This is a genomic window from Tamlana flava (genome assembly GCF_041287255.1).
Taxonomy (GTDB): Bacteria; Bacteroidota; Bacteroidia; order Flavobacteriales; family Flavobacteriaceae; genus Tamlana; species Tamlana flava.
The window spans coordinates 276,142-288,451 of record NZ_JBGGTX010000002.1; the positions used below are offsets into that span (position 1 = coordinate 276,142).

The window sequence follows — 12,310 nt, forward strand, 5'->3', positions numbered from 1 at the left end:
TTATAAATTCTTCTATCTTTAACATAATCTAAAAACATCATTATGAGAAATTACATTTACTTTTTATTATTTTTCATTTTCACTTTAATGAACTGTAATTCCCCAAAATCATACGATGAAATTAACAATAAAGAAGAATCAAAAAATCAACCCACTTTTTTAACATTTCAAAAAGAAAATTTATTTCCTGGTGATGGTAGCTTACTCAGAGCTGAAGATGGAGTATCATTGGAAGATGGACGAATTATCGTAGTTGACCAAGCGAAAGGTCTTCGATTAATTGAGAAAGACGGTAATAATCGGCCATTCGGTGATTTTTCCGCAGCTGGCTTCCTTCACCTTCCTCCTGAACGAATAGCAGGTCCGAATGGAATGATTTTAGAACATGATGGACAACATATCTTAATGTCTGATGTTGCAGATGGAAAGATTTATCGAATAAATGTAGCTACAGAAAAAGTAGAAATGATTTATGACCATCCGTTTGGCGTGAATACGATTTATAGAGATAAAACGGGAGCATTATGGTTTTCTCAATCCGCCGAGAGCAATAATTTAGGAGAAATGTTTCAGGCTGCCAATTTGCCTGTTCCAACTGGTGCTATTTTTAGAATGGCCGATTTAAAAAGTGCTCCAGTTAAAATTTTGGATAGTCTTTATTTTGCGAATGGGATAACTATGGATAAGGACGAAAAACATCTGTTTGTCGCTGAAACCATGATGGATAGAGTGCATAAATTAGAAGTTGATAATAAAACTGGTGAAGTAAATTATATTGGTGTGGTAGCCAATGTCGGAACGCCTGATAATTTATTAATTGATAAAGAAGGGCGATTAATCGTGGCATCTCCATTATATAATCAGGTAGTTGCAGTCGATTTTAAAAATCATTCTCAACATATAATTTTTGATGGTTCCACAAAAGATAATTTAAAGATTACAAATGAATGGAACAGAAGAAGTCATTTAGGAATAGAGAGGCTTGAATTACTTTCTCCAGATTTGTTTAATCCACTTCCGGGATTACTAACAGGAATGTTCTACTCAAATGATGGTCAAACTCTATACATAGCAAACTTAGGAAATGACCTATTGAAATTAGACTATAAATAACTGTGCCTAACAACGTGTATAATTCATTGCTTCTGATTTTCCTTCGGAAAATCCTCGCGCTGAATTATTGCCAGTTTTATTTACTAACTTAGTGCCAAACCCACGCAACAAATCATACACAAACCGCTATAGTCAATATTTCCCTTGCACCATTTAATATGAATACCATTCAATTATCAAAACTAGTTTCGTGTGTAGTGCTCCAATTATGTTGCATATCCCTTCAAGCGCAAAATGCAAGACTGAGTCTAAGGATTCTGGATGATACGGGGAAAGAAACAGCCGCCAGGGTTCAGATTAAAGACAATGAAAATAATTTCTACATTGCAGAAGATGCGTTGATTGCAGGTGGTGATTGCGACATGAGCGATGAGGGAGCCCAGTTAACTGATATTGAATCTATATTAAAGTTGTTCAACAAAAAAATTGCTAATCCTTATTTCAACTCATCTCAGTTCTATTCTGATGGATCTTCCTCCATTACCCAATTACCGGAGACTGTTTATATCATGGCCTTCAAAGGTTCGGAGTTCATTGTATCGATAGATACGGTGACACTTATTCCAGATTCAATCACTACCCATACTATCCAGTTGTCGCGATGGACAAATATGCGTAATCGAAACTGGTACAGTGCTGATGACCATTTGCATATACCGCGTCCCATTCCTGAAATGAACCCTCACATTTCCAAAATGATGCAGGCGGAGGATATACATGTCGGAAATCTATTGCAGTCAGGAAAAGTCAAGAATTTTAAAATGGCCGAACAATATGCCTTTGGATCGGAAAGCATTTATGAAGAGAATGGATACCTTTTGGCAAGTGGTCAGGAAAACCCTAGAACTCACATTTTAGGTCATTCGATCTCATTAGGTGCAGAAAAGGCACTATTCAATTTAGAGAAGTATATGGTCTATCGGTTGATTTGGGAAGAATCCGTAGAGTATGGAGGTCTCAATGGATTTGCTCACGCATGGAGTGATGAAGCGGCCGGGCCCTCTCCCGAGGTTGGCATGGCCATCGTACTTCCGCATGACCTGATGCACTTTATCGAAGTACTGCAATTCAATCGAAGCGATTACCGTAGTTGGTATGACGTCCTCAACCTTGGGTTTAAGGTGACTCCAACTGCGGGTACAGATTATCCTTGTGCTGATCAGTCAATACCCGGTCACGAACGTTTTTATACAAAAGTGGATGGAGACTTCACATTCGAAAACTGGCTAAAAGGCATTGAAAAGGGTAAGACTTTTGTGACCACCGGGCCTGTCTTGGATTTTCAAGTGAATGGACAAGAAATGGGTAGCGAGCTTGAATTGAAAGTTGGCGATAGCATATCTGTCTCAGGATGGGTTAAATTTGATACTTCAGCTGACAATCTGAACTTTATTGAAATTATTGAAAATGGTCGAGCAATAAAAAAGATTTCACGGGTAAGTACTACTGACTCATTGGGTTTCGAGTTCTTGCATGCTGTTAAATCCTCAGGTTGGTTGGCCCTGCGTGGATATGGTGATAAGATTCAAGAAAATTTATATCCTTTTCCCGCTCATCTGGACATTCTAAAAGCTACCACTAACTTTCATTCAGCCCCCATTTACCTGGATATTTTGAGCAAACAAAATCCCGAAACCTCAGCAACTGCAAGTAGTTGGTTGCAACGTATTCTTGACCTAAAAAGAATGCTGGAACCTCAGAATCTGGAGTTTCTGGCTGAAAAGATCATGAATCCTTGGCACGGGGTTACAGAGGATGTTTTACTGAGCAGCAAAGAAACACTTATTGAAGATTTGGACTATGCAGAGCAATTCTTTCGAGGGTTGATTGAAGGTAAAGAATAAATGATTATAACAAACACTAAAATGAATATGCGAGCTGAGCTATTTGATATGACAATGCGAACTGGAAACTTCTGTGCTTATAGCAACTGGGACGTATACTCATTTTAGTTGAGCGTTGGGAGCAATTGAAAAAACCAAACGTGAGACAATCTAAATTAATACTTCCAATAGTCGTAACATCACAGTTTTGTTGTACATCACTTTGGTTTGCAGGGAATGGAGTGATGAGCGAACTTATTGTTAATTTCAACCTTAAAGCCAGTGCTTTAGGACATTTAACATCAGCCGTGCAATTCGGATTTATTTTAGGCACCCTAATTTTCGCAATTTTTACTATTTCAGACCGTTTTTCACCTTCAAAAGTATTTTTGTCCTGTGCTTTACTTGGGGCCATATTCAATGTTGGAGTAATATGGGAGGGAAACAATTTGGCTAGTATCCTTTCACTTCGTTTTATTACTGGCTTCTTTTTAGCAGGCATATACCCTGTGGGGATGAAAATTGCCGCTGATTATTATGAAAAAGGACTAGGTAAGTCACTTGGTTTTTTAGTTGGTGCATTAGTTGTTGGTACTGCATTTCCTCATTTAGTAAAAGTAATGACCGAAGCATTTCCATGGAAATTTGTGTTCCTATTTACTTCAACTATTGCCATAATTGGCGGTATCTTGATGCTGATAATGGTTCCAGATGGGCCATACCGAAAATCTGGAAATAAATTAAACATATCAGCTTTTTTTGGTGTATTTCGGAATCGTAAATTTCGTTCTGCAGCCTTCGGTTATTTTGGACACATGTGGGAGTTGTATGCATTTTGGGCCTTTGTGCCTATTATATTAAAGACGTATAGCTTAGAACATCCCGAAGTAACATTCAATATTCCGTTATTATCTTTCATGATTATTGGGATAGGTGGATTAGCCTGTATATTAGGCGGGTATCTTGCACAAAGAGCTGGGACTAAACGAATAGCATCCATAGTATTAATCTTATCATGTGGATGTTGCCTCGTTTCATCATTGTTCTTTATGACTCAATCTGAAACTTTGTTTATTGGTTTTCTTATTTTTTGGGGAATGGTTGTGATAGCAGATTCGCCTCTTTTTTCAACTTTAGTGGCCCAAAATGCATCAGGCGAAATAAAAGGGACAGCACTTACAATTGTAAATTGTGTTGGCTTCTCAATTACAATTATCAGTATCCAACTTCTGAATGTATTACAAGATTTAATGAATCCGAAGTACATATATACGGTGTTAGCAATAGGACCTATCTTAGGTTTGATAGCATTACTCGAAAGAAAAAAACTGCACCCAACAAAACCTAAACTGCATAGATTATGAAGCTAAAAATAATTACGTCAAGTCTTTTCTTATTCATTTTGTTCGCTGATTGTTTTAATACTCATGCACAAGAACTTCATGAAAGAATTAAGGCAAATCACAAAATTTATATCCCAGAAGGCAAAGGACCCTTTCCAGTTGTTATCGCTTTTCCAGGTTGTAGCGGAGTTTCATTGAATGGTCAAGAAACTGATGCAGGACGACCTGGCGACGAGGCTGATAGACTTTTCCGCAGACACTATTCACGGATGGCTATAAGGCTACAAGAAGCTAGCTACATGGTCTTATTGGTTGACTATTTAACTTCAGAAAGTATATCAAATACATGTGGTTGGGAAATTCATCCAAAACGAGTTGGTGAATACGTCAGTGATGCCATATCATTTGTGAGAACGATTCCGAATAGTGATTTAACCAGAATTAATGTAATTGGTTGGTCACATGGAGGTGAAGGAGTCTTGGCGTGGCTTGACAAATTAGAACAAGAAGCAAGGGGTGTTAAATCAGCCATTGCCGTCTACCCAGGATGCAGTTCAATTAAACCTTGGAAAACCTCACTTCCTGTACTAATGATTCTTGGTGAGGCAGATGATATTGCACTACCAGATATTTGTAATACATTGGTACAATCACTACCAAACAAAACTAATGTTTTTGTGAGAAGCTATCCAAACGCTCGTCATGGATTTGATTTGACCGAAGGTCCGACAGTATTACCAGTTGGCAAAAATCTAAATATAGGTAGAAATCAAAAAGCTGGTGATAATGCATGGAATGAGATTTTTAATTTTCTTGAAAACAATTAAGATAATACAGAATAACAATTTTTATAATCCAATTTAAAAATTAAAGAAGAGCTAACCACTCCCCTTTAACCTATTTAGCTACAATAACTTTAAAAATATCCTTTCTAAGGATTTAATAACCTGCAAAAGCAAGCAAATTTATCTTTAAAAATACCTATATTTGAGATTACCTTACTACTGTTAAGAGCATACCTGCTTTTAAATTTATTATTATGAAAACATTATTATTTTCTCTTGCACTTATTTTTAGTGTTACAATGTCATTCGCCCAAACTAGCGAAAGTTTAAAAGCAAGAATTCAAGAACATTACAAAGCTATTCATTCTGGCAGTGATACACTTTGGTCCCATCATTTGGATGAATTCACTATTTTCCCCTCCGATGGTAAAGCGCTATTAGAGCCTGGATTCCAAAAAACATTTGAAAACATGGGAGCTACCATGAAATTACCTAAGCCCAATGTTACTATGAAACATTTTAGTTCCCAAATATATAATAATGTTGGAGTTGCTACTTTTTATTTGGATGGTTCTTATGGTGAGGAACATGGTTTATACAGAGTTACAGCAGTATGGGTTTGGAAAGATGGGGTGTGGTTGGAAGCACATCACCATGAGTCTAGATTAATAAATTAATTAAACAAAAATGTAAACTTTAAATCCACCCTTTTGTCTCAAATCTACCCTTACCTTAGCACTTAAATCATGTTGAACCTAATGTTTAAGGCATCTTATAATTATTTGAAAGTTAAGAAAAGGGCAGCTAACTACTCCCCTTTAATCTGTTTATCTCCATACTAATCCTCTTCTCTACCACTTTCCCATAGCTATCCTGGGTTATCTTCATATTGCTGTGCCCCAACAGTTCACTAACAATCACCATCGGAACATCATTATACAACAATACTGTACTTGCAAAAGTCCTCCTAGCCATATGGGTGGTTAGCTTTTTATCAATACCTAAAATAGCTCCAATCTCCTTTAAATAAGAATTATACTTTTGGTTAGTTATTCTTGGGAAAATATATACCCTATTACCAAAATATAAATCCAATACTGCTTCTGCCTCAGGCAACAACGGTATAGAAAGAGCTTTTGACGTTTTCTGCCTTTGCATTTTAATCCATCTATTGCCATCAAAACCAATTACAATATGTTTGGGCTCCAAATCCATAAGTTCCCTATAGGGTAATCCTGTATAGCAACAAAACACAAACAGGTCCTTTACAAACTTCAACCTGGGTTGTGAAAACTCATGATTTTCTAGCTTTTTAAGCTCTTCTGGAGAAAGGAATACTATACTGTTCTTGGTTCTTTTAGCCTTGTAGAGCATAAACGGGTCTTTATCTAAATTCCCTTGTGCTACAGCAATCCTAATAGGCTTTCTAAAGCGCTGTATCATCTTGTTTATAGTTGCTTGGCCCAAGCCTTTCTCTGTCTTTAAATAGTACTCAAAATCAGCCAGAAATTGTAATTTCAGCTTTTTTAAAGGATAATCATTGCGATTGTACTTATGCTTTATAAATGCTTTTACATGTTTAAAGGCATAGTCAAATTTTACCCAAGTTCCTCTTTGAACATCAATACCAATAAGCTTTTTTAAAGATTCTAGATAATGTTTAAAGGTTTCAAGAACTTCTTGTTGCTTTTGGGTTTTTTCTCCCTTATATAGGAGGTATATGTCTTCTACGGTAAAGGTTTCTTCCTTGACCTGTAGCATCAAAAAAGCCTGACTAAGTTTGGTCTTAATCAGGCTCAATTGTGTGTTCTTTAGTTCTGCATCAGGTTCTGGTGGTTTGGCCAGTTGTTGTTTGGAGTTCCAGTTTATTGGGTTTATAAATAGCCCTGTTGAGAACTCCTTTCTCGCTTTATAATAGGTTATTCTGCATTTAATAGCAGCTTCACCTTTTTTGTTTAATCTATTTTTTGTTAATAGAAATAGAATCTTAATAACTTGTTTTATCATAATTATTATTACTTTTTTAAAATGAATTATAAAACTATTTGAAGAGTTGATTATGGGTAAAGTTGCTAATGAATCTGCATTCCTTTTTGAAGGATTCAGACCTTATGTTCCAAAGAAAAAATTACAAGATTATGATAATGAATTTTTGAGCAGAAAAGTTTATACAATTAAATTCATAACTGAGCTAATAAAGAAATATGTAAATCTGAAATACTATCACAAAAGACCCAAAGACCCTAAAGATGGCTATTTATTTAATTTTTTTCTATTGGATTTTTCCATTAGAAATTCCAAAACTGTAAAAGCTTTAAAAGATTTCAAGGAAACTAGAAGAACTATTGATAAAAATTTCATGTATATGAATGCATACCCAAAATAATATCTTGCACACCTAATAACACTCCTTTTTCTCAAAAAAACTTGGCAAGTTGACATTTAGAAGGAAAATGCAATCAATGCATACAATGCAGTTATTTATAAATTGTAGCTCAATTTACTCCATAAAAAAAGCCCAAACTGCACATGTAATTCAGGCTTTTAGGTGGTCCCGCCTTTGGCTTCCTGTTTACTGCAAGATAATCTTCTTGCCAAAGGTAAGTGAACCGTTCAGTTTTGCCGACAAAAAGCATGGGAGCTACCTACATTTCACAATAAAATTTAAATAAAATTGTTAATAATGGGTAGGAATTACGGACATTAAATTGTTACATACATATAATATTAAAACCAAATCTATTATGAAAATGAATTTAAATGCTAAAACGCACTTTCCAATTTTGTTGGTTCTAACCTTATTTCTTGGTTTGAGTTGTTCCAATGATAAAATTGATTCCAATGTTGGAAAACTGAACCTAAGTGCAAAAAGTACCTTTGACAACTTCTCTACAAAAACCGCGAGTGCCAAAGAAATGGCTGGAAACATTACTATTGACGATTTCCTGATTAACCTGAGTAAATTTGAACTTGAAGTAGACCTCGAGGATGATAATTACCATGATGACGAAGATGAGCATTGGGATGATGATGGCTATTACGACTATGATGATGAAATTGAACTCATGGGACCATTTGAACTTGATCTCATGTCAGGTCAAATAAATTTCTTAAATATTAATGTTCCTATTGGAAATTATGATGAATTGGAGTTTAAATTTGATGTGAGCACGGATCCCTTAAGTGATCTGTTTGGCAAATCAGTTCTTATTAAGGGAACAGTTGACGGCACGCCATTTGTTTTCTGGCACAATTTTGATGACGAATTAGAAGTTGATTTTGAGGATCCACAATTTGATATTACTGTTACACAAATCACAGAAGGTATTGTTATTGATTTTGATTTAAGTCAAATTTTGGACAGCGTTAATGGTGTCGACCTATCTTTAGCCCAAGATGGCAATAATGATGGTACAATTGAAATCAGCCCGGATGATCCCGATGGTAATAATGAAATGGCTCAAGCCATAAGAAATAAAATAAAAGAATATGTCAGCTTGTTAGATGATTAATTAGGTCATAAATCTATTTAAATCTAAGTTGAGAATAAGGCGGGTATAATGCTCGCCTTATTTTTTATAGGACATAATCCTCTTCAATATATCAATCTCCAAACTAATCTTCATTTGCACTTACCGAACTTAGCTATAACTTAATCTCATAAAATGCAATTATTTATAAAGTGTATTTCATTTTACTGCATAAAAAAAGCCCAAACTACAAATGTAATTTAGGCTTTTAGGTGGTCCCACCTGGGCTCGAACCAGGGACTTTCTGATTATGAGTCAGATACTCTAACCAACTGAGTTATAGGACCGAAATTGGAGTGCAATATTACTACTTATTTTAAAACCCTACAAGAAAAATTATTCCTTTATCTCTTGGCATAATTCAATTAAAACGCCATTAGCAGATTTCGGGTGCAAAAAGGCCACCAGCTTGTTATCGGCACCCTTTTTTGGCTCTTCATTTAAAACCTTAAAGCCTTCTTTTTTGAGGCGCTCAATCTCAGATTTTATGTCTTCAACATCAAAGCCAATATGGTGGATGCCCTCTCCTTTTTTATCAATAAACTTGGCAATGGGGCTGTCTTTGTTTGTGGCTTCCAAAAGCTCAATTTTATTTTCTCCTACCTTAAAAAAAGAGGTGTTTACACCTTCGCTTTTAACTTCCTCTATTTTATAATGCGGTTTTCCAAAGAGTTTGGAAAATAAGGCGTTGGAATCCTTAAGATTCTTAACCGCAATGCCAATATGCTCAATTTTATTCATTTAAATGGTCTTTTTACCATTCCCTTGAAAAAGGGAATCTTTTCAGTTTAACCTAAATCAACATCAAAATACGAAAATCGCATTGAAATGTCGCATAATCTTTAAATATCCGTAATTTTGCACTTCAAACCTTTAAAGTGAATAGCCTCAGAGCAAGCTCAGAAGTCATATAGAAGAAAATATTTTAAGATATAGAAGAGAACTTTAGAGCATTTAAATCTCGATTATCGAGTATAGGTTTTAAAAATTTATGTTTTGGAAGAAAGTCAAAGACAAAAAAAAATAGGTTCGGTTTTACAACAAGATTTAGTTGAAGTGCTGCAAGGTGCTGCTACCCAAGGCGGGATGCGCGGTGTTATAATTTCTGTTTCAAAGGTTAAGGTAACGGTAGATTTGTCCATTGCAAAGGTTTACTTGAGCATTTTCCCGAACGACAAGGGCAAAGAACTACTTCAAGGTATTCGCTCTAACACGCCTTTAATTAGACATGAATTGGCACAGCGCACAAAAAACCAATTAAGGCGCATGCCCAATTTGGAGTTTTTTATTGACGATTCTTTGGAATATATAGACAAAATTGAAAAATCACTCAAAGGGGAAGAAAACCCAATAAAAGACCCCAATATTTTAGATAAAAGAAAAAAATCCTAGATTGAATTTCCCCCTTTATATAGCAAAACGTTACCTGCGCAGTAAAAGCTCGAACAATGCTATTAATTTTATTACCTATATTGCTATTGTTGGCGTTATTTTGGGGGCTGCATCTTTGTTTATTGTGCTTTCCGGATTTGCTGGCCTGAAGGATTTCACACTACAATTTTCCACTATTGTTGACCCCGATTTAAAGGCTGAAACAGCTATTGGAAAATCATTCCTTTTAACTGAGGATGAAATCAATAAGCTAGATAGGCTGGATGACATTGCCGAATATTCCAAAATTATTGAAGAACGCGTTTTTATAACCTCTGAAAACAAAAACACGTTGGCCGTTTTGAAAGGCGTTGACGAACATTTTCAAAACGTTGTATCCATTGATTCTGTAATTGATTATGGTGATTGGCTGGAACAAAAATCGAATCAGATTGTAGTAGGTTGGGGTATTTCAAATAGTTTATCGCTTGGTGTGTTGGATTTTGCAAACCCAATAAATGTATATGTTCCAAAACCTGGAAAAGGGCAAATAACGTCAACGAAAAATGCATTCAACACGGTTAAAGCTGTAAATGTTGGTGTGTTCTTTATTAACGAAACCTTGAATGACAGCTACATTTATGCGCCCATAGATTTGGCAAGAGAGCTACTGAATTATGAATCTAATCAATTTACTTCTTTAGAGTTTAAGTTGAAGGAAGGTGTTGATGAAGCACAAGCAAAAGCTAATATTCAAACTATTTTGGGAGATAAAGTAATTTTAAAAAACAGAGCCCAACTTAACGATGCCATCTATAAAATGTTGAATACCGAAAACTTGGCCGTTTACCTCATCTTTACTTTGGTTTTAATCATTGCCTTTTTTAACATTATTGGTTCTTTGATTATGATGATTCTGGACAAAAAGCAAAGCCTTGGTACACTTTTCAAAATGGGAACTACCGTGAAAGACATCCGTAAAATTTTCTTTTATCAAGGCAGTTTGATGAGTGTTGTTGGCGGCCTAATAGGCTTGGTGGTTGCCCTAATTTTGACCATGCTTCAAAAAACCTTCAGTTTGGTTATGATTACTCCTTCGTTGCCCTATCCAGTAAACATCAAGATTGAAAATTTTTTTATTGTGTTTTTAACCATTTCCGTTTTGGGCATTGTTACGTCAAAAATTGCTTCGGCAAGAATAACAAAGTCTTTGGTGCAGCATGTTTAATCTCCATTAATTCAAAACAGATTTCCATAGTCGCGCCTCTCTCGCAATTACTTTTTGTGATAATTCGTGTCTTAAAAACTACTCCATAAACTGGTAATCCGCAAAATGCTCCAAAACCTCATCAAATGCATCAAAAACATCTTTTGAATGGTCGCTGGTTACCATTTTCATTCTGTACTCCTTAAAATGCGGAATCCCTTTAAAATAGTTGGTATAATGGCGACGAGTTTCAAAAACACCCAGGGTTTCACCTTTCCAATCTATGGCCATCTGTAAGTGTCGGCGAGCAGCCTCTACACGTTCTTGAATAGAAATTGGTTCTAAATGTTTGCCCGTTTTAAAAAAGTGTTTTACCTGTTTAAAAAACCAAGGATTACCAATACTTGCACGGCCAATCATGCAGCCGTCCAACCCATATTGGTCCCGCATTTCCATGGCGCGCTCGGGCGCATCTACATCTCCATTTCCAAACACGGGAATGTGCATGTGCGGATTATTTTTTACCTGTGCAATAGGCTTCCAATCGGCATTACCCTTGTACATTTGGGCGCGCGTACGCCCGTGAATAGCAATGGCCTTACAACCTACATCTTGTAACCGTTCGGCCACTTCAACAATTTTTATGGAATTGTGGTCCCAACCTAAACGGGTTTTTACAGTTATGGGTATGTTGGTGCGTTTTACCATTTCGGCGGTAAGTTGCTCCATAAGGCAAACGTCCTTCAAAATGCCTGCTCCGGCACCTTTGCTCACTACTTTTTTTACAGGACAACCGAAATTGATATCGATGATATCTGGCTTGGACTCGGCCACAATATCAATAGTTTGCAGCATACTTTCTAAATTGGCTCCAAATATTTGAATGCCAACGGGTCGTTCCTTTTCATAAATGTCCAACTTCATAACGCTTTTGGCGGCGTTACGGATTAACCCTTCGCTGGAAACAAATTCGGTATATACCACATCGGCACCCTGCTCCTTGCACAAAGCACGAAATGGCGGGTCGCTAACATCTTCCATAGGTGCTAAAAGCAACGGGAAATCAGGAAGTTCTATATTACCTATTTTTACCACATTACAATTTTGGTGGCAAAATTACATCTTTTTGAGTAATTGT

12 protein-coding genes and 1 tRNA gene are annotated in these 12,310 nt (G+C 36.1%); 9 read left to right on the plus strand and 4 right to left on the minus strand.

Annotated elements, in window-relative coordinates; all coding sequences use genetic code 11:
* Window positions 1–42 precede the first annotated feature (42 nt).
* The 5 genes from ACB104_RS05765 to ACB104_RS05785 all read left to right on the plus strand — a co-directional run bounded on the left by ACB104_RS05765 (window position 43) and on the right by ACB104_RS05785 (window position 5,741).
* A complete protein-coding gene (locus ACB104_RS05765; RefSeq protein WP_370477333.1) occupies window positions 43–1,113 on the plus strand; it encodes an SMP-30/gluconolactonase/LRE family protein in 1,071 nt (356 codons plus the stop codon).
* Window positions 1,114–1,271: 158 nt separating this feature from the next.
* The gene (locus ACB104_RS05770) at window positions 1,272–2,957 is read left to right on the plus strand and encodes a CehA/McbA family metallohydrolase (protein ID WP_370477334.1); all 1,686 of its coding nucleotides are present in this window, start codon (window positions 1,272–1,274) and stop codon (window positions 2,955–2,957) included.
* A 140-nt stretch (window positions 2,958–3,097) separates the two neighbouring features.
* The gene (locus tag ACB104_RS05775; protein ID WP_370477335.1) at window positions 3,098–4,300 is read left to right on the plus strand and encodes an MFS transporter; all 1,203 of its coding nucleotides are present in this window, start codon (window positions 3,098–3,100) and stop codon (window positions 4,298–4,300) included.
* Between the two features lie 38 nt (window positions 4,301–4,338).
* Entirely contained in the window at window positions 4,339–5,106 is a 768-nt protein-coding gene (locus ACB104_RS05780; RefSeq protein ID WP_370477336.1) for a dienelactone hydrolase family protein, read from the plus strand.
* A 212-nt stretch (window positions 5,107–5,318) separates the two neighbouring features.
* Complete coding sequence (locus tag ACB104_RS05785; protein ID WP_370477337.1) at window positions 5,319–5,741, plus strand: hypothetical protein; 423 nt, start codon at window positions 5,319–5,321, stop codon at window positions 5,739–5,741.
* Between the two features lie 127 nt (window positions 5,742–5,868).
* On the opposite strand, the gene ACB104_RS05790 is transcribed toward ACB104_RS05785, so the two are convergent.
* A complete protein-coding gene (locus ACB104_RS05790) occupies window positions 5,869–7,071 on the minus strand; it encodes a site-specific integrase (RefSeq protein WP_370477338.1) in 1,203 nt (400 codons plus the stop codon).
* 52 nt (window positions 7,072–7,123) lie between these two features.
* Here ACB104_RS05790 and ACB104_RS05795 point away from each other — a divergent pair, with 52 nt between their 5' ends.
* Window positions 7,124–7,450: a hypothetical protein gene (locus tag ACB104_RS05795; RefSeq protein WP_370477339.1), complete on the plus strand. Its 327-nt coding sequence runs from the start codon at window positions 7,124–7,126 to the stop codon at window positions 7,448–7,450.
* A 358-nt stretch (window positions 7,451–7,808) separates the two neighbouring features.
* Window positions 7,809–8,576, plus strand: coding sequence for a hypothetical protein (locus ACB104_RS05800; RefSeq protein WP_370477340.1), 768 nt, complete (start codon window positions 7,809–7,811; stop codon window positions 8,574–8,576).
* Between the two features lie 231 nt (window positions 8,577–8,807).
* Here ACB104_RS05800 and ACB104_RS05805 read toward each other — a convergent pair.
* Together ACB104_RS05805 and mce are read right to left on the minus strand one after the other, a co-directional pair.
* Window positions 8,808–8,881: transfer RNA gene (locus tag ACB104_RS05805), tRNA-Ile, on the minus strand.
* A gap of 49 nt (window positions 8,882–8,930) precedes the next feature.
* Window positions 8,931–9,335, minus strand: coding sequence for a methylmalonyl-CoA epimerase (mce, locus tag ACB104_RS05810; protein WP_370477341.1), 405 nt, complete (start codon window positions 9,333–9,335; stop codon window positions 8,931–8,933).
* 255 nt (window positions 9,336–9,590) lie between these two features.
* Here mce and rbfA point away from each other — a divergent pair, with 255 nt between their 5' ends.
* Both rbfA and ACB104_RS05820 read left to right on the plus strand, forming a co-directional pair.
* Window positions 9,591–9,986, plus strand: a complete 396-nt coding sequence (gene rbfA, locus ACB104_RS05815) for a 30S ribosome-binding factor RbfA (RefSeq protein ID WP_370477342.1) — start codon at window positions 9,591–9,593, stop codon at window positions 9,984–9,986.
* Between the two features lies 1 nt (window position 9,987).
* Window positions 9,988–11,193 (plus strand): ABC transporter permease, encoded by a 1,206-nt coding sequence (locus tag ACB104_RS05820; protein ID WP_370477343.1) that lies wholly within the window; start codon window positions 9,988–9,990, stop codon window positions 11,191–11,193.
* Window positions 11,194–11,271: 78 nt separating this feature from the next.
* Here ACB104_RS05820 and dusB read toward each other — a convergent pair whose 3' ends face one another.
* Window positions 11,272–12,267 (minus strand): tRNA dihydrouridine synthase DusB, encoded by a 996-nt coding sequence (dusB, locus tag ACB104_RS05825; RefSeq protein ID WP_370477344.1) that lies wholly within the window; start codon window positions 12,265–12,267, stop codon window positions 11,272–11,274.
* Window positions 12,268–12,310 lie beyond the last annotated feature (43 nt).

What these genes read in the sequence shown, in the direction of transcription:
- ACB104_RS05800 (WP_370477340.1), top strand. Translation starts at nt 7,809, where the DNA reads ATGAAAATGAATTTAAATGCTAAAACGCACTTTCCAATTTTGTTGGTT.
- mce (WP_370477341.1), bottom strand. Translation starts at nt 9,335, where the DNA reads ATGAATAAAATTGAGCATATTGGCATTGCGGTTAAGAATCTTAAGGAT.
- ACB104_RS05785 (WP_370477337.1), top strand. Translation starts at nt 5,319, where the DNA reads ATGAAAACATTATTATTTTCTCTTGCACTTATTTTTAGTGTTACAATG.
- ACB104_RS05795 (WP_370477339.1), top strand. Translation starts at nt 7,124, where the DNA reads ATGGGTAAAGTTGCTAATGAATCTGCATTCCTTTTTGAAGGATTCAGA.
- ACB104_RS05790 (WP_370477338.1), bottom strand. Translation starts at nt 7,071, where the DNA reads ATGATAAAACAAGTTATTAAGATTCTATTTCTATTAACAAAAAATAGA.
- ACB104_RS05770 (WP_370477334.1), top strand. Translation starts at nt 1,272, where the DNA reads ATGAATACCATTCAATTATCAAAACTAGTTTCGTGTGTAGTGCTCCAA.
- ACB104_RS05765 (WP_370477333.1), top strand. Translation starts at nt 43, where the DNA reads ATGAGAAATTACATTTACTTTTTATTATTTTTCATTTTCACTTTAATG.